This window comes from Candidatus Accumulibacter necessarius (genome assembly GCF_036625085.1).
Window position 1 is genome coordinate 264,802 of sequence record NZ_JAZKUM010000001.1, and the last position, 17,909, is coordinate 282,710.

At 62.8% G+C, this 17,909-nt stretch carries 15 protein-coding genes; 6 read left to right on the plus strand and 9 right to left on the minus strand.

What is annotated here, in order from left to right:
• Positions 1–15: 15 nt before the first annotated feature.
• A complete protein-coding gene (locus tag V5B44_RS01410; protein ID WP_332357331.1) occupies positions 16–1,431 on the minus strand; it encodes a TonB-dependent receptor in 1,416 nt (471 codons plus the stop codon).
• A 70-nt stretch (positions 1,432–1,501) separates the two neighbouring features.
• Entirely contained in the window at positions 1,502–1,783 is a 282-nt protein-coding gene (locus tag V5B44_RS01415) for a hypothetical protein (RefSeq protein WP_332357332.1), read from the minus strand.
• 326 nt (positions 1,784–2,109) lie between these two features.
• Between V5B44_RS01415 and V5B44_RS01420 the strand changes: the two genes are divergently transcribed.
• Positions 2,110–3,444 carry a TRAFs-binding domain-containing protein gene (locus tag V5B44_RS01420; protein WP_332357333.1) on the plus strand — a complete coding sequence of 445 codons (1,335 nt, stop codon included), beginning with the start codon at positions 2,110–2,112 and terminating at the stop codon, positions 3,442–3,444.
• Between the two features lie 60 nt (positions 3,445–3,504).
• Here the strand turns inward: V5B44_RS01420 and V5B44_RS01425 are convergent, their stop codons facing one another.
• From V5B44_RS01425 to V5B44_RS01450, 6 genes are all read right to left on the minus strand, one after another.
• Positions 3,505–4,530 carry an AI-2E family transporter gene (locus V5B44_RS01425; protein ID WP_332357334.1) on the minus strand — a complete coding sequence of 342 codons (1,026 nt, stop codon included), beginning with the start codon at positions 4,528–4,530 and terminating at the stop codon, positions 3,505–3,507.
• A complete protein-coding gene (locus V5B44_RS01430; protein WP_332357335.1) occupies positions 4,527–5,834 on the minus strand; it encodes a TIGR03862 family flavoprotein in 1,308 nt (435 codons plus the stop codon). The genes V5B44_RS01425 and V5B44_RS01430 overlap by 4 nt, the downstream gene beginning before the upstream one ends.
• Positions 5,831–6,616 (minus strand): glutamate racemase, encoded by a 786-nt coding sequence (gene murI / locus V5B44_RS01435; protein WP_332357336.1) that lies wholly within the window; start codon positions 6,614–6,616, stop codon positions 5,831–5,833. The genes V5B44_RS01430 and murI overlap by 4 nt, the downstream gene beginning before the upstream one ends.
• Before the next feature lie 90 nt (positions 6,617–6,706).
• Positions 6,707–7,051, minus strand: coding sequence for a RidA family protein (locus tag V5B44_RS01440; RefSeq protein WP_332357337.1), 345 nt, complete (start codon positions 7,049–7,051; stop codon positions 6,707–6,709).
• Positions 7,052–7,118: 67 nt separating this feature from the next.
• On the minus strand, positions 7,119–8,639 hold the full coding sequence (locus V5B44_RS01445) for a fumarate hydratase (protein WP_332357338.1): 1,521 nt from the start codon (positions 8,637–8,639) through the stop codon (positions 7,119–7,121).
• Between the two features lie 49 nt (positions 8,640–8,688).
• Positions 8,689–9,246, minus strand: a complete 558-nt coding sequence (locus tag V5B44_RS01450) for a TIGR00645 family protein (protein ID WP_332357339.1) — start codon at positions 9,244–9,246, stop codon at positions 8,689–8,691.
• 257 nt (positions 9,247–9,503) lie between these two features.
• Here V5B44_RS01450 and acs point away from each other — a divergent pair, with 257 nt between their 5' ends.
• The 4 genes from acs (at position 9,504) to V5B44_RS01470 (ending at position 16,247) form a co-directional block, all read left to right on the plus strand.
• Positions 9,504–11,471, plus strand: coding sequence for an acetate--CoA ligase (gene acs / locus V5B44_RS01455; RefSeq protein ID WP_332357340.1), 1,968 nt, complete (start codon positions 9,504–9,506; stop codon positions 11,469–11,471).
• 205 nt (positions 11,472–11,676) lie between these two features.
• The gene (locus tag V5B44_RS01460; protein ID WP_332357341.1) at positions 11,677–13,587 is read left to right on the plus strand and encodes a DUF294 nucleotidyltransferase-like domain-containing protein; all 1,911 of its coding nucleotides are present in this window, start codon (positions 11,677–11,679) and stop codon (positions 13,585–13,587) included.
• 2 nt (positions 13,588–13,589) lie between these two features.
• Positions 13,590–14,306: a 3'-5' exonuclease gene (locus V5B44_RS01465; protein ID WP_332357342.1), complete on the plus strand. Its 717-nt coding sequence runs from the start codon at positions 13,590–13,592 to the stop codon at positions 14,304–14,306.
• Between the two features lie 18 nt (positions 14,307–14,324).
• A complete protein-coding gene (locus V5B44_RS01470; RefSeq protein WP_332357343.1) occupies positions 14,325–16,247 on the plus strand; it encodes a sodium:solute symporter family protein in 1,923 nt (640 codons plus the stop codon).
• Positions 16,248–16,340: 93 nt separating this feature from the next.
• On the opposite strand, the gene V5B44_RS01475 is transcribed toward V5B44_RS01470, so the two are convergent.
• Entirely contained in the window at positions 16,341–17,522 is a 1,182-nt protein-coding gene (locus V5B44_RS01475; protein ID WP_332357344.1) for a transposase, read from the minus strand.
• Positions 17,523–17,646: 124 nt separating this feature from the next.
• Here V5B44_RS01475 and V5B44_RS01480 point away from each other — a divergent pair, with 124 nt between their 5' ends.
• Positions 17,647–17,862 carry a hypothetical protein gene (locus V5B44_RS01480; protein WP_332357345.1) on the plus strand — a complete coding sequence of 72 codons (216 nt, stop codon included), beginning with the start codon at positions 17,647–17,649 and terminating at the stop codon, positions 17,860–17,862.
• The last annotated feature ends 47 nt before the right edge of the window (positions 17,863–17,909 follow it).

The following is a 17,909-nucleotide window of genomic DNA, read 5'->3' on the forward strand; positions in this document are numbered from 1 at the left end:
CCGGCGCCGCTGGTCCTAGAACTTGTGGGCGCCATGGCTGCCCATGCTCATGATGTATTGCAGGGTCACCTGGTTGTCGGTCACTCCCTGCATCGACCGGTCCTGCGCATACTGCAGGCGCATGCGTGCGAACTCGCTCCAGCTGTAGTCGGCCATCACCGTGGCGCGCTGCGGGCGATAATCGGCGACCAGCAGGTTGTTCTCGTTGACGCCGAAATCGCGCCTGCCGGAATCGAGCCGGTCATAACGCAGACCGGCACGCCAGTTGGGCGTGAACTGATAGACGCCCTGCAGATACCATCCGGACTGGCGCGTGTCATAGTTGCTGAGGACCGTGGCGCCGCTCATCGCCGGATCGCAGGCGTTGCCGACGCCCTCTTCATCCAGGCAGTCGAGCTCGCCCTTCTCCGTTCGCCGGAAGTACTCGCCCTGCAGCTTGAAGTTGCGATCGCTCGGGTTGCCGTCAGGCGCCCACTTCCAGACGAAGTCGGCAATCCAGGTCTTCGTCGTGCCATCGAACAGGCCCTGTGCCGCGAGGCCGTTGACGTCCTCGAATTCCGCTTCGCGGTCCTTCGCCGAGGTCTGCAGATACGACAGGCCGGCGAGCCAGCTGTTGGCCACCCCGACATCGCCGCCGAACTTGACGTAGGCCGCGCCGGCGTTGGCGCCGTTCGCGTTTTCGTCCGTTCCGGGGTAAGTGGAGCCGCGGCCAGCCTCAAGACCGATCTCGACGAAGAGCTTGCTTGGTGCCACCCATTTCAGCTGAGCGCCATCCTGGGTGTAGCTGGCATGGCTGCCAAACAGCACCTGATACATCAGGGGTGCATCGGCGAAATCCCAGGCGTGCGGATGTTTGTCGTTGAGGTAGCCGATCCCCGAACGGAAACGACCGCCCTTGAGGCCCAGGCCGTGACCGATTGCCAGCGACTGGAACCAGGCCTCTTCGACCTCGACTTCGTTGTCCTGAATACCCAGCGTCAGATTGCCGCGCCAGTAGGGGTCGATGCCGGCGGTGAACACCAGTTCGCTATGATCGATCGAGAATCCTCTCTGCTCGGCGCTGTGGTCATCGCCATGGCTGTGCCCGTTGGCCGGCCAGAAGCCGGTGATTCCACGTTCCGGGATGTCCTTCATGTTCTTGTACTGGCCCTGCAGGATCACCGATATCTCGGGGTTGAAAGCACTCATCGCGGCGGCTGGCGCAGCCGGTGGCGGTGCTGTTGCCACCTGCACGGCGGTGGCTTCGGCCTTTGCTGCGGTCTTTTCGGCGTCGGCAAGGCGGCTTTCGAGCGCTGCGATGCGTTGTTCGTAGCTTTCCTTCATTTGTTTGACCTGGGCACGGATCTCGGCCAGAGCGGCGTCGTTGGCAGCATCCGCCGACGGGGCAAAGCAGAGCACCGCAGCCAGGGCGGCGGTAAGTGTGGTACGCATGACGATTCCTCCAGTGAGCACTGCACTTCACCCGGCGGGGGCTGGGCGATGGACTGTTCGGGGCAGGCGGTCAGGCGGCGGGAGGAGCGCGGGCGCATTCGCGCGGGTTCTGCGGCGAACAACGGCCATGGCTTGTCCCGGCCGGCGACGCGAGAGGGGAAAACGGCTCGGGCAACGCCTTGGCAAGCGCGGGCAGGGGTGCATCCAGCGCGTGCACGGCGAGGCAGAGGGTGCACACCGGTTCGCCCCCTTCATCGGCGGCAGGCTGCAGGTGTTCGAGTGAATGGAGAAGCGCAGCCGACTGGGCAAACAGCAGCAGGACCGCCAGGAAGGCTGCGCGGGCGAACGTCATTCGCGCGTCCTTACCGCGCCGGCAGGACGGGTGCGTCAGTGCAGCCAACCTGCAGGGAGATGATGTCCGGATTGGCAGGCTGGTCGATAGTGGCGGCGGTCTTCATGGCGGCCAATTTAAGCACAGGGGACTTCTACTTGCAACACAGTTGCAAGTAGAAGTCCCTCAAGGAAGAATGCCCGCTTGACTTCGGTTTTCAAGGCCAGCGATACTCGTGCAGCGGCGCGGCGGTTTTTGCCGGCGGTGTCCGGTGAGTGCCAGCCAGCCGGGCTGACCCAGTCAATGCGCCTTCCCAAGCAAGGCGTCTGTCGTCGAGGAGAAGATTGATGCAACCCTTGTGTTTCGTTTTGATGCCTTTCGGCAGGAAGACCATTGCCTCGGGGGCCACCATCGACTTCGACGCGGTCTATCAGGAGCTGATTGCTCCGGCCATTGCAGCGGCGGGCATGGAGGCGCTGCGCGCCGACGAGGAGGTCACCGGTGGTGTGATCCACAAGCCGATGTTCGAGCGGCTGATCCTTTGTGATTTCGCGGTCGCCGATCTGACCGGTGCCAATGCCAACGTTTTCTACGAACTTGGCCTGCGCCATGGTGTTCGCCCGGCTACCACGGTGCTGCTCTGCGCCGGCCCGATGCCCTTCGATGTCGCGCTGCTGCGCGCGCTACCCTATCAGCTTGGCGCGGATGGCCGGCCGACCGCCGTGCCGATCGCCGTCGAGGGCCTGCGCAAGCTGCTCGATGCGGCCCGGCGAACGCAGGGGGAGGCGAACCTGGACAGCCCGGTCTTCCAGCTGGTCGATGGCTACACGCCGCCAGACATTGCCCGGCTGAAGACCGATGTGTTCCGTGATCGAGCCCATTATGCGATCGCGGCACGCAACCGCCTGGCGGCTGCCCGCCGCGTCGGTAGCGCCGCGCTGGCCGAGGTGGCGAGCACCCTGGGCGACATAGGGGATCTCGAATCCGGGGTGGTCATCGACCTGTTTCTCTCCTATCGCGCACTCAGCGACTGGCAGGCAATGATTGATCTTGCCGTGCAGATGCCGGCGCCCCTGGCACGCAGCGTGATGGTCCGGGAGCAACTTGGCTTCGCCCTCAACCGTCTGAAACGTCGCGATGAGGCCGAGCAACTGCTGCGCGAGCTGATCAGGGAGCGCGGGCCGAGCAGCGAGACCAATGGTCTGCTTGGCCGCGTTTACAAGGATCGCTGGGAGGATGCGCGCACTGCCAACGATCTGCTCGGCGCTGCCGGCTGGATCGGCAAGGCGATCGAGGCTTACCTGCAGGGTTTCGAGGCCGATTGGCGCGACGCCTATCCGGGGATCAATGCGGTGACGCTGATGGAACTGAAGAACCCGCCCGACCCGCGGCGGCTCGAACTGCTGCCGGTGGTCAGTTACGCGGTCAAGCGTCGCCTGGCCAGGGGTACGCCCGATTACTGGGACCACGCGACGCTGCTCGAGCTGGCTGTTCTGCAAAAGGACGAGTCGGCGGCAACCGAGGCCGCTGCCAACGCACTGGCAGCGGTTCGTGAGAACTGGGAGCCGGAAACGACGGCGCGCAATCTGGCTCTGATACGCCAGGCACGCTCTTCTCGCGGCGATGCTGTCGCCTGGGCGTCCGTGCTCGAGGAGGCTCTCGCCAAGCGCGCTGGCGGCTGACGCGGGCTACTACGGTGACGCCGGCGGTCGCCGGTCAGCTTGCCCGGGCGGCCCGGGATTTCAGATCAGTTGCCGGCTGGCAAGCTCATCCTTCAGCCAGGCATAGCAGATCGGTGCGGCGACCAGTCCGGCAAGACCGAAGGTGCTCTCCATGAACAGCATTGCGGTCAGCAGCTCCCAGGCCTTGGCCCTGATCTGGGCGCCGACGATGCGTGCGTTGAGGAAGTACTCGAGCTTGTGAATCAAGATCAGGAAAGTCAGCGAGGAGATGGCCACCATTGGCGAGTGAGCCAGGCTGACGACGAAGATCACCGTGTTGGAAACCAGGTTGCCAACCACCGGCAGCAGGCCGGCGATGAAAGTGACGACGATCATCGTCTTGGTAAGTGGTAGGTGAATGCCAAACAGCGGCAGGAGGACGGCCAGATAAAGCGCACTGAACAGGGTGTTCAGTGCCGAGATCCTTACCTGGGCGAACACGATCCGGCGGAAGGCATCGCCAAGGCGAGAGATCCTGTCGGCCAGAGCGAGCGCCAGCGGCCCGGTGGTTTCGTCATGGTTGGCCTCGCGCAGCGACACCATGCCACCGATGACCATGCCGATGAGCACGTGCGCGAGTATGTGGCCGGTTTCCTTGCCGATCATCTGCAGTTCGGCCGAATGTTCTCGCAGCCATTGGCTGGCAGATTCACGCATCGCTTTGCCGTCTCGCGGCAGCAGGTCGGCCAGCCATGCGGGCAGCGTCGAGCGAGAGGTTTCGATGATTTCAGCCATCTTCGCCAGCAGCGCAGCGAAACTGCCTCCCTCGCTATTCATGAAGGCAATGAGCCCGAGCACTGCCCCGCTTACCGCGCCGAGTACAAGTAGTACCACCAGGCCGACAGCCAGCCCCCGGGCGCGCGCACTCGAGAGGTGTCGGGCGAAGAACGGCGCCAGCACGTGCACCAGTTCGTACACCAGCAGACCGGCAATCAATGCCGGCAACAGGTGGACCGTGAGGATCATCAGCATTGCCAGCAGGGCCAGGCAGCAGGAGACGTACTCATATGCGGTGGCTCTGCCGAGGCGGTTGTCTGGCGCAATCATGACTGCCTCCCGTGAGATGAATCGGTCGGGGTGTCAGCGCTGCTGTATTGATCGTTGAGCCACGCCAGTACGCCAAGGCCGGCCGCGCGGCCGCTGGCAAGACACGCGCTGAGGAGATAGCCGCCGGTCGGCGCTTCCCAGTCGAGCATTTCGCCGGCGCAGAACACGCCCGGGAGCTGCCGCAGCATCAGTCGTTCGTCCAGCGCTTCGAAGCACACGCCGCCGGCGCTGCTGATCGCCTCGTCCAGCGGTCGCGCTGCGATCAGGCGAACCGGCAGGGACTTGATGGCGGCGCCAAGGGACTCGGGATGGGCGAAGTTGCTTGCCGCGACGCATTCGTGCAGCAAGGCAACCTTGGCACCCTTGAGCTGCAGGCGGCTTTGCAGGTGGCTGCTCAGCGAGCGCGCCCCGCGCGGCCGTGCCAGCTCGCTGACGACACGGGCGAGGTCGTGCCCGGGTAGCAGGTCGAGGTGCAGGGTTGCCGATCCACGACTGGCGATCTCGTCGCGCAAGACGGCGGAGAGGGCGTAAATCAGGCTACCTTCGAGCCCGCTTGCGGTCAGCACGAATTCACCCTGGCGACGATGCTGGACACCCGCCGAGTCAACGAGAGAGGCGACCACAGGCTTGATTGCTGCGCCGGCAAAGCGTTCGCTGAGGTACGGGCTCCAGCCGACGTCAAAGCCGCAGTTTGCCGGACGCAGTGGTGCTACGGGTATGCCCGCCTGTTCGAGGAGCGCGCACCAGCGTCCGTCGGAACCGAGCTTCGGCCAACTGCCACCACCGAGCGCCAGGACGACCGCCGCTGCCTCGCGCTGCTGTTCGCCATCGGGTGTCGCGTAATCAAGCCGCGTACTGCCGGTGCTGGAACGTGTCCAGCCGCACCAGCGGTGGCGCACGTGGAAAACCACGCCGGCACCGCGTAGGCGCTGCAGCCAGGCGCGCAGGAGCGGCGCGGCTTTCATGTCGGTGGGGAAAACGCGTCCGGAGCTGCCGACGAAGGTTTCCACGCCAAGGCCTCGCGCCCATTCGCGCAAGGCCGCTGGACCAAAGGCGTCGAGCAGTGGCGTCAGCTGATCCTGCCGGCTGCCATAGCGGGAGCGAAACATGGCTGCCGGTTCCGAGTGCGTGAGGTTCAGACCACCCTTGCCGGCGATCAACAGCTTGCGGCCGACCGAGGGCATGGCATCGTAAAGATCGACCGTCGCTCCGCCAGCGCTGAGCGCTTCAGCCGCCATCAGGCCTGCCGGCCCACCGCCGATGACGGCGACCCGGGCAGGTGGGGAACTGCTTCGATCTTTCAAGCGACGACCAGGCGCGCTGCGCTGCTGCTGCGCCGGCTCAGCCAGTTCAGGCCGAGGGCGGGAAGGGCGGCCTGCAGTCGTTCCGGCTGGGCGGTTGCCAGAAGTATCAGTCGGCCCTGCCCGTGGGCGTCGGTGCCGGCGAGGCGCACGCACTGGCGGGCGACGGCGTCGGCGACGTCGACCAGGGTCGCCTTGTTGGCCACGATCGTTTCAAGTACCGGACACAGAAACGCGTAATGGGTGCAACCGAGAACGATCTGGTCCACCCCGGCGGCGAGCAGGGGGGCCAGATGTTGCCGGGCTTCTTCGACAAAGTCCGGTTCATCGAGGCGTAGCGTCTCCACTCTGGTGGCCCAACCAGGGCAGGCTTCGACCCTGACCTGTACTGATCCGGCGTGTCGCCGGATCAGGTCGGCCAGCCGCTCGCTGCGCGCCGTGGATTCCGTTGCCAGGACGGCGATGCGGCCACTGCGCGACAGCGCCGCGGCCGGCTTGACACCGGGCTCGACGCCGACCACTGCCAGGCCGGGAAAGGTCTCGCGAAAGGCCGCCACGGCGGCCGCGGTGGCGGTGTTGCAGGCAACGACGATGACGCGGCAGCCTTGGTCAACCAGGTGACTGCCGATCCGCAGCACACGGCTGCGGATGTAGGCGTCGTCCTTGTCACCATAGGGCAGATGCGCGGTGTCGGCAAGGTAAACCAGGTCGGCGCGGGGCAGCGCGCGGGCGATGGCTGCCAATACCGAGAGGCCGCCGAGGCCACTGTCGAAAACGCCAATCATCGAGTCAGACGAAAGCTCCGCGATGGGCCATCAGCCAGAGCTGTCCACCGGCGACGGCTGAGGCTTGTGGGGAGATGCTCTGCGGCGCCTCTAGCGGGCAGCGACGACGGCGATTTCAATGAGGAAGTCGTGATGGGCCAGTTTGGCTTCAACGCAGACCCGTACCGGCGCTGTCCCGTGTGGAATCCATCGGTCCCAGACCGCGTTGACGGCAATGGCGTCGCCGATATCCCGCAGGTAGATGGTGACCATCAGCAGGCGCGTCTTGTCGCTGCCTGCCTGTTCCAGCAGTTTTTCGATGCCGGCGAGAACCTCGTGTGTCTGGGTGGCGACGTTGCTGTCAAGCGTCTGCGGCGTCTCGACGAGGTAGATGGTGTTGCCATAGGCGCAGATATCGGAATATCGCTGCGTCGTGCCGTGCCGCTCTATCGCCATGGGTGCCTTCTCCAGAAAAGGCGAGGCTGGCCGAAAACCAAATCCCCGCCTGGCCACTCCCGGAAACTCAGGCAACCGCGACCGGGATCTTGCCGATCCTGGCCTGCCATTCCTTCGGGCCGGTGTCATGCACCGATGTGCCGCTGGCATCCACCGCCACGGTCACGGGCATGTCCTTGACATCGAATTCGTAAATTGCCTCCATGCCGAGGTCGGCGAAACCGACCACCCTTGCTGTCCGGATGGCTTTCGCGACGAGATAGGCGGCGCCACCGACGGCCATCAGGTACGCCGACTTGTGTTTTCTGATGGCCTCGATCGCCGTCGGTCCCCGCTCGGCCTTGCCCACCATCGAGATAAGGCCGGTTTCGGCCAGCATCATCTCGGTGAACTTGTCCATTCGCGTTGCGGTCGTTGGGCCAGCCGGGCCAACGGCTTCGTCACGCACGGGATCAACCGGTCCGACGTAATAGATCACCCGATTGGTGAAGTCGACCGGCAGTTTCTCACCTTTGGCCAGCATGTCCTGGATCCGTTTGTGCGCCGCATCGCGCCCGGTCAGCATCTTGCCGTTGAGAAGCAGCGTCTGGCCAGGTTTCCATGCGGCGACTTCGGCGGGGGTCAGCGTGTCGAGGTTGACTTGTGTCGAGGTCGCGGTGTTTGGCATCCAGTTGACCTTGGGCCATTCATTCAGGTCCGGTGGTGTCAGGACAGCCGGTCCGGAGCCGTCGAGATGGAAATGCGCGTGGCGGGTTGCCGCACAATTGGGGATCATGGCCACCGGCAGGCTGGCGGCATGGGTCGGGTAGTCGAGGATCTTGACGTCGAGGACGGTGGTCAGGCCGCCGAGACCCTGCGCGCCGATGCCCAGCGCATTGACCTTTTCGTAGAGCTCGAGGCGCAATTCCTCGACTCGATTGCCCGGTCCACGAGCGATCAATTCATGGATGTCGACCGGCGCCATCAGCGATTCCTTGGCCAGCAGCATCGCTTTCTCCGGCGTGCCGCCAATGCCGATGCCAAGGATTCCCGGCGGACACCAGCCAGCGCCCATGGTTGGCACCGTCTTGAGAACCCAGTCGACGATCGAGTCGGACGGGTTGAGGGCGTAGAACTTGGACTTGTTTTCCGAACCGCCGCCCTTGGCGGCGCAGATGACTTCCAGGTGGTGGCCGGGAACGATCTCGTAATGGACGACGGCGGGGGTGTTGTCGCGCGAGTTCTTGCGCGCGCCGGCGGGGTCGAGCAGGACAGAGGCGCGCAGCTTGTTGTCAGGGTTGTTGTAGGCGCGGCGAACACCCTCGTCGCACATTTCCTGCACCGACAGGCTGGCGTCCCATTTGACCTCCATGCCGACCTTGAGGAAGATGACCGCAATGCCCGTGTCCTGGCAGATCGGGCGGTGCCCTTCGGCACACATGCGGCTGTTGGTGAGAATCTGGGCGATGGCATCCTTGGCCGCCGGACTCTGTTCGCGTTCGTAGGCGGCGCCGAGCGCCTTGATGTAGTCAAGTGGGTGATAGTAGCTGATGTACTGGAAGGCGTCGGCAACGCTCTGGATAAAGTCTTCCTGCTTGATAGTGGTCATTTCAGGCTCTCTCGGTTGGGTGGCGGGGCGTCCCCCGCTGGGGATCAGTTCAGTGCTTGCCGGCAGGTGTCGACCGGCTCAGCGCCAGGGTCTGGGTCATCACCCGGTCGACCCAGACCATGGACAGTGCCGAGAGGAGGAAGACGGCATGGATGATGACCTGCCACATGATCGTATGCTGGTTCATGTTTTGAGCATTGATGAAGGTCTTCAGGAGATGAATCGAGGAAATGCCGATGATTGCGGTCGACAGCTTGATCTTGAGCACGCCGGCGTTGACATGCGAGAGCCACTCGGGCTGGTCGGGATGGCCGTCAAGGTCGAGGCGGGAAACAAAGGTTTCATAGCCGCCGATGATGACCATGATCAGCAGGTTGGCGATCATCACCACGTCGATCAGGCCGAGAACGACGAGCATGACTTCGGTCTCGTTGATGCGGGTGGCGCTGAAAAAGAGGTTGTGGACCAGATGCGACAACTCGAGCATGAAGAGATAGACATAGGCCCCCTGGGCAATGATCAGGCCAAGGTAGAGCGGTGCCTGCAGCCAGCGACTCCAGAAGATGAACATCTCGAGTTTGTCTACGGTGGGTTTCAGTGAGGACATGGTTTCAACGTTGGGCGTTTGGGATGCTTGATTCTAGCACCAAAAAAAGGCCTGTTTCCGTCGCGCTGCAAGGCCATGCCGTAAGTGGTGTGTAAGATTGGCGGGGTCTAATCCGAGGAGATTGGCGTGCCACCAGGCCATCCCTGAAGCGTATCATTTGCCTTCGGCGACGCGGAATTCACAAACAATGGGTTCTTTTCGCCACTTGCTGCATCGCTTTCTTGAATCTTCCACAAATACTGAACAGGAGACGGGATATGTCACTGAACGAGGCCCTAGACTTTTTTGAGCCCTCCGCCGAGTTTGTCAAACAGGCGACGATTTCGGGCATGGATGCTTACAAGGCACTGTGCGCCGAGGCTGAGAAGGATTACACGGGTTACTGGGGTCGCCTTGCCCGCGAGCACATTTCCTGGAAACAGCCGTTCACGCAGGTGCTTGACGAGTCCAACGCTCCGTTCTTCAAATGGTTTGCCGACGGCAAGTTGAATGCTTCGTACAATTGTCTCGACCGTAACGTCGAAGCCGGTCTTGGCGACAAGGTGGCGATCGTCTTCGAAGCCGATGACGGCGAGGTCAAGCGGATCACCTACAAGGAACTGCTGTCGCGCGTCAGCCAGTTCGCCAACGGCCTGCGGTCGCGCGGCATCAAGAAGGGTGACCGGGTACTGATCTACATGTCGATGGGCGTCGAGGGCATCGTGGCAATGCAGGCCTGTGCGCGCATCGGCGCCATTCACTCGGTGGTCTTTGGCGGTTTCTCGGCGCAGTCGGTGCGTGACCGGGTCAACGATGCTGGTGCCGTGGCGGTGATCACCGCCGACGAGCAATGTCGCGGTGGCAAGAAGATCCCGCTCAAGCCGGCGGTCGACGAGGGCATTGCGCTGGGTGGTTGCGAGTCGGTGAAGGATGTGATCGTTTTCCGGCGTACCGGTGGCGCCTGCAACATGGTCGCCGGTCGTGATATCTGGTGGCACGACGTGATCGCCGGTCAGTCCGATGTCTGCGAGCCGGAGTGGGTCGAAGCCGAGCATCCCTTGTTCCTGCTGTACACCTCGGGCTCGACCGGCAAACCGAAGGGCGTCCAGCATTCGACGGGCGGTTACCTGCTGCACGCTGTGCTGACGATGAAGTGGACCTTTGACCTGAAGCCCGACGATCTTTTCTGGTGTACCGCAGACATCGGCTGGGTCACCGGTCACACTTACATCACCTATGGGCCACTCGCCTGTGGCGGAACGGAGATGGTTTTCGAAGGCATCCCGACCTATCCGGATGCCGGTCGCTTCTGGAAGATGATCCAGGACCACAAGGTCACCATCTTTTACACGGCGCCGACGGCCATCCGCTCGCTGATCAAGGCTGCCGACACCAATCCGTCGGTTGCGCCGACGCAGTATGACCTGTCGTCGCTGCGCCTGCTGGGCACGGTTGGCGAGCCGATCAACCCGGCCGCCTGGCAGTGGTATTACAACAGCGTCGGCGGCGGTCGCTGCCCGATCGTTGATACCTTCTGGCAGACCGAGACCGGCGGCCACATGATCACGCCGCTGCCGGGCGTTACGCCGCTGGTACCGGGCTCATGCACCTTGCCCTTCCCGGGCATCCAGGCTGCCGTGGTCGACGAAACAGGCACCGAACTCGATTGGGGCAAGGGCGGTCTGCTGGTCGTGAAGAAGCCTTGGCCGGCGATGATCCGCAACATCTGGGGTGATCCCGAGCGGTTCAAGAAGTCGTATTATCCGGACGATTTCGCTGGCAAGCTGTACCTCGCCGGCGATGGTTCCATACGGGACATCAACACCGGCTATTTCACGATCACCGGTCGTATTGATGACGTGCTGAACGTTTCCGGTCACCGTATGGGAACCATGGAAATCGAGTCGGCGCTGGTTTCGCACCCGATGGTGGCGGAAGCGGCAGTGGTGGGTCGCCCGGATGACCTGACAGGCGAGGCGATCTGTGCCTTTGTCGTGCTGAAGGGTCCGCGGCCGACGGGTGAAGCGGCGAAGAAGATGATCAAGGAACTGCAGGATCATGTCGGACGGGAGATTGGCCCGATTGCCAAGCCGAAGGATCTGCGTTTTGGCGAGAACCTGCCAAAAACCCGCTCCGGAAAGATCATGCGTCGTCTGCTGCGCTCCCTGGCCAGAGGTGAAACGGCCGCGCAGGACGTTTCGACGCTTGAGAATCCGGCCATTCTGGAGCAGCTGCGGGGTGGATGATCGAAAGGCGGTCGCGCGGTCCGGCGCGTTCTGAAGCATCGGGCCGCAGCGGCGGGCTGCTCACGGCGACCCCCCGCGTGTCGCCCTGTCTGACTTTGGCTGGGCGGCAAAGTCGGACACGAGCAGAACTGGCGGCTGAGCCTCTACCAAGCGGGCCGGCGCTCTAGGTGCCGGCCTGTTCTTTTGTGCCGATCGAGGAGCAGGCATGAGCAACAGTGCGACAGAGATACTGGTCTCGGCATGCATCCGCTTCCTGCAGGCTTACCCACCATTTGATCGAATGGAGGGCGAGGCGCTGCGCTTTCTCGCCGAGCATGTCAGGCTTGCTCATTACCCGAGGAGCGCCCTGATTCTGTCGAGCGAGATGGGCGTCGCGCGTGCTCTTTACATCATGCAGCGTGGCAGGGTGCGGGTGAAGGCGGGCGCCGGGCTTGCTCACAGTGAGCATTCGCCGACCAACCTGGGTCCTGGTCAGTGCTTCGCCATCGCGGCGCTGATGGCGCAGCGGCCGACATCCAGTGCCTATACGGCTGCCGAGGACGTCTTCTGCTACGAATTGCCGGCCAGTGACTTCTTCACCCTGACCCAGAAGAGCACGGTCTTCAACCTTTTCTGCACGCAGTACATCGCCGATCTGCTCAAGCAGTCGCAGCAGCAGTTGCAGCTTCAACTGGCCCAGCGCGCTGGCGAGCAGAGGACGATGAATTCTCCGCTGGCCTCGATTGTCAAGCGGGAGCCGGTTTCGGTGGGGTTGGCAGCGTCCATCCGCCAGGTGGTCGAGTTGATGGCCGCCAGCCACCTCGGTTCGATGGTGATTGTCGATGACCTGCAGCAGCCGGTCGGCATCTTCACCCTGTCGGACGTGCTCAAGCGGATTGTCTTGCCCGGCACTTCGCTGGATCAGCCGATTTCGACGGTGATGTCGCCTGTGCTGCAGACCTTGCCGATGGCTGCCAACGCTCACGATGCGGCACTGGCGATGGCCATGCACGGCATCCGCCATGTGCTGGCGGTGGACGAGGGTGGTCGCCTGAAGGGCGTGATTTCCGAGCGCGATCTGTTCAAGCTGCAGGGGGCTGGCCTGCGACAGATCCGGCACGCGATCGATGCCGCGAGCAGTCTCGAGGTGCTGCAGCATGCTCGCGCGGATGTTCGGCAGCTGTCGCTGACGATGCTCACCGAGGGGGTCGGCGCGCAGGAGATCACCCAGTTCATTTCGACGCTGAACGACACCGTGACCCGCCGCATCATCGAGCTGAATCTCGATCGGCATGACCTCTACGGAATCGACTGGGCGTGGCTGTCTTTTGGTTCGGAGGGTCGTGACGAACAGACCTTCACCACCGACCAGGATAACGGGATCGTTTATATCTGTACCGACATCATGGATCGCGAGCTGACGCAACTGCGTTTTCTTGAGTTCGCGCGTGACGTCAATGCCGATCTCGACCAATGTGGTTTCCCGTTGTGCAAGGGGAACATCATGGCCAGCAACCCGGATCTGTGTCTGACGCTCGAGGAGTGGGAGGAAAGATTCGCGCGTTGGGTGCGCACGCCGGAGCCGCAGGCTTTGCTCAACGCGACCATCTTCTTCGATTTTCGACCGCTCTACGGCCGCTTCAATCTCGCCCACCGGTTGCGCCTTTCATTGCTCAGGCAGACGCGTGGAAATCCACTGTTCCTGCGCATGCTGGCGCAAAACGCGCTCGCCGTGTCGCCGCCGCTGGGCAGGATCCGTGACTTCGTCACCGGTTCTGATCCAGACCATCCGGGAACCATCGATCTCAAGAAATATGGTGTCCGCCTGTTTACCGATGCAGCACGGGTTTTTGCGCTGGCACATGATGTCGAGGCGACCAACACCGTGCAACGTCTCAAGCGCGCGGCTGCGGTGATGAATATTTCTTCGGATGACCTGGCTGCGAGTCTCGAGGGTTTCAACTTCATTCAGCTTTTGCGCCTGCGGCACCAGCATTTCGAGCAGGAGCACGGGCGTGCCGGAGACAATCTCATTCGACCGGAGGAACTGAACGAGATCGAGCGACGTATCCTGAAAGAGGCCTTCCGGCAGGCACGCAAGCTGCAGGCACGCCTGAAACTCGATTACCAACTCTGACCATGACCTGGTTTTCGCGAATTTTCTCCGGTCAGCAGGCCCCTGGCCAAGCACTGACAGCCAGGCAGCAGCAGCTGATCGCCGGTTGGCAGCATTTGCCTGAGGCGGATCTGCGCCGTTCGCACTATCGCTGTCGCTACGTGGTGGTGGACGTCGAAGCGACCGGAAGCAACGTCACCAGCGATCGCCTGTGTTCGATTGCCGCGCTGGCCCTGGTCGATGGCCAGATTGACTTCAATGATGCCTTTCAGCTGCTGTTGGCAGATGTCGAGCAGGGCGTCGATTCTGCACCTTCGCCGGCTGAGCAGCCGACGCCGGAGCCGACGGTCGCCGGGCCGTCGGTCGAACCGTTGATCGACTTCCTGCAGTTTGTCGGCAAGGCGCCTCTGGTTGCCTATAACGCCCCGTTTGTTGCCAGGATGATCGACGACGCGCTGGCAGAGCATTTGGGAATCAAGCTGGGCCTGCCGTGGATCGATCTGGTGTGGGTTCTGCCCGATCTCTTTCGCGATGCCAACGATGCGCAGGGCGGGCTGGACGGCTGGCTTGCACACTTTGGCGTCGACAGCATCGACCGTCACAATGCTCTGTCGGATGCTTTCGCTAGTGCTCAATTGTTGCAGATCACCATTGCCTACGCGGCACGCAAAGGTTTCGACACGCCGGCCAGTCTGCATGCGCTCGAAAAGGCGCGGCGCCACCTGCACCAGAGCGGCTAGGTTAAGGTTAGGCCGGCGATGGCTGATCACGACACGCCGTTGCGTCAATATTACGCTTCCTACACCGCCGCCTTCTTCCTTGTCGTCCTTCTGCTGGCCGTGCTCGAGCGCTACGGCATGCCGCCGCGCTGGATAGGCTACTCTTTCCTCTTTCTGACCATCCTGCTCTACGCGACTATCGGTGTGCTGGCACGCACCACCAGTGTCACCGAGTACTACGTGGCGGGCCGGCGGGTACCGGCAGTATTCAACGGCATGGCCACCGGTGCAGACTGGATGAGCTCCGCCTCGTTCATGGGGCTGGCCGGGACCTTGTACCTGTCGGGCTATCAGGGCCTGGCCTACGTCATGGGCTGGACGGGCGGTTACGTTCTGGTTGCGCTGTTGCTGGCGCCTTATCTGCGTCGTTTTGGGCAATACACGATCCCCGACTTCCTCGCCGCCCGCTATGGCGGCAATCTGGCGCGACTGGTCGGGGTCTTTGCAACCGTCCTGGCGTCTTTTGTTTACGTCGTGGCGCAGATCTATGGCGTCGGGCTGATTACCAGCCGCTTTGTTGGCCTGCAGTTCGAGATCGGGGTGTACGTCGGCCTTGCCGGCATCCTCGTCTGCTCCTTTCTTGGCGGTATGCGCGCGGTGACCTGGACACAGGTGGCGCAATACGCCATCCTGATCGTTGCCTACCTGGTTCCGGTGACCATTCTCTCCTACCAGGTGACCGGCATTCCGCTGCCCCAGTTGACCTATGGCCAGGTGCTGCAGAAGGTACAGGTTCTTGAGGAGAAGATCTTCGAGAACCCCGCCGAGGTCGAAGCGCGCCGCCTTTTTCGCGAGCGTGCCGACGGCTACTACGAACGAATACTGACACTTCCGGCTTCGCTCGAGGAGGAGCGCCGCAGCCTGTCAGTACAGATCGATGAGTTGAAGAGCAGCAATGCGCAAATGCGCGAGGTGGTCGCACTCGAGCGGCAGCGTCGGGAGTTGCCGAAGAGCAGCGAAGATGCCCGCAGCTACTGGGACGGACTGATGCGCCAGGCAGGGCTGCGTGGGGCACCACCCGATCACCACCTGACTCCCTATCCCGGCAAGGGCGACGAGGTAAACGCCGCCGCGCGCCTGAACTTCCTCACCCTGGTCTTCTGTCTGATGATCGGCACGGCTGCCCTGCCGCACGTGCTGACGCGCTACTACACCACCCCCAGCGTACGCGAGGCGCGGCGCTCGGTTTTCTGGTCGCTGTTCTTCATCCTCGCGTTGTATCTGACGGCGCCAGCTTATGCGGCTTTTGCCAAATACGAGATTTACTCGAGTCTGATTGGCTCATCGATCGCGCAACTACCGCTCTGGGTCAGTTCATGGGGCAAGAACGGCATGGTGTCGATAGAGGACATCAACGGCGACGGTATCCTGCAACTCGCTGAATTGGCGCTCAACCCGGATGTGATCCTGCTGGCGACCCCCGAAATCGCCGGTTTGCCGTACGTCATTTCCGGCCTGGTGGCTGCCGGTGCACTGGCAGCCGCCCTGTCCACTGCCGATGGGCTGTTGCTGACGATAGCCGGGGCCCTGTCGCATGACGTCTATTACAAGACCTTTCGCCCACAAGCGACAACGCAGTGGCGGCTGGTGGTTTCGAAATCCCTGCTGCTGGTGGTCGCCGTGCTGGCGGCCAGTGTGGCCTCGCAGAAGCCTGCCACCATTCTCTTCATGGTCGCCTGGGCCTTCTCACTGGCCGGCGCCGCTTTCTTCCCAGCCCTGATTCTTGGGGTTTTCTGGAAGCGGGCGACGCCGGCCGGTGCCGTGAGCGGCATGGCGATTGGTCTTCTGGTGACCGTCTATTACATGGTGAGCCTCTTGCAAAACTCACCCGGACAAATTGCTGCGCCGCACCATTCGCTCTCGGGGAGCGATTTTTTTCGCGAGGGAGGTCTCCTTGGCTGAGCGGCTAACCGTATGGCATGGTTTGCCTCATGCGGGGCGAGCGCCCTCCTGCATTCCGCGAATGCACAGCGGCCGGAGAGGGAACGCTGGCGGTCATCGTCGTAATCGCATCAACTGGTCAGCGGACAGCGCCAGGATGCCGAACATCAGGTGAGCCATCACTTTGGTGTCGCCTTTGACCCGGATGGTCTGACCGCCGAATTCATCCTTCAGCCGGGCGTTGCTCCGCTCGGCGGCGGTCCGTTCGTTGTAGCGGATCGCTTCAGCCGGGGAGAATTCGATCTTCTCTCCGCGGCGCGGATTGTGATCGATCAGGGGGACGTGGCCCAGGCTCTGGCTGTGCTCGCGCAAGTCGGCGCTGCAATAGGCCGCATCCATGAGGTCGTAAAGGTTGGTGACGCGATCGGCGCTGATCAGCGACAGCGGAATGGCGGCCAAGCTGTCGTGCATCGAGGCGCTGGAGAGCAGCGCCGCAATGGGGACGCCGCAGTCGGCGGTGTCGAGATGCAGCTTGTAGCCGCGCCAACTGTTCTTGTAGCCTTGGGCATTGCACTTCGTGCCGCGATCACACGCGGTGGGAATCTCTTCGAGCATTTGAGCCAACGTTTGCTCGCGCTGGCGCTTGATCGGGGCGGCCTTCGCAGCCGGACGTGCTTCGCCGCGCCGCGGGCGGCCTCTCTTGCGTGCCGGTGCGGGCGTTTCAGGCACGCTCGTCTCGGCAGGGCGCTCTTCCTTCGGCAACAGGGCGGCCTGTGCCGTGGCGGCCGCTTCCGATGCGGGCGTTTCCTTCCGGGACGGACGTTCGCGGGCTTCGATGGCCGTGCCGTCACGATTGAGATGCCCGATCAGCTGATCTCCCAGATGTTCCTTGATCAGGGCTTCATGCACGCGCTGGCTCAGGCCCCCTTCGGCAAACTCGTCGAAGGCGCGCGAGAAGGTCGCCTCGGAAGGCAGCGTCTTGTGTAGCGGGAAACCACAGATGCGGCGCAGCGCACGGTCGATCATCAGGCGTTCAATCAGCCCCACGGTCGTCGTCAGGCCCAACACGGCCTTGGCCACAAAGGCGTTCGCCAGCCACGCCCGTTCAAACGGCGGACGCCCTACGCCACACCACGAAACCGCCGTGAATTCCTCGATACGTACCCATTCCAGCGTGTGGATGACCTTCTCCAGCTTCGGCGTCAGCGGACCCACTTGCGCCTTCAACTCGGGCAGTAACTCGTGCTGAACCACGTGCCACCGTTGCATGATCAGCTGGGGTTGGGTAGTATTCATTTGGCGGGCGTTATGATATTGGTCTCGATAACCATATCATGCCAGAAGTGGCCGCCCGCGTCCTCCGCTTTCGCCTCCAGCCGCGAAAAAATCAGCCCTGCAGGGTGAGTTTTGCAAGAGGCTCATGGTGAGAGTGCATTTTGATGCTATCCCCTGGCTAGGTATTCAGGGGATCGGCATGGAGCCCTGGCTGGGGATTCAGTCAACCTCGGCCGGGGTGTGGGGCGTTGCCGCCGGCTTTCTGACGATCGTCGTGGTCAGCCTGCTGGGCAAGCCGCCCAGTCAGGAAACGCAGGATTTCGTCGAAAGCGTTCGTTATCCGGAGTTTGACCGCTGGTGATGGCTCGCCTGGCGCCGAGGGCCTTGCCCACGCCCGGGTTGAGCTGG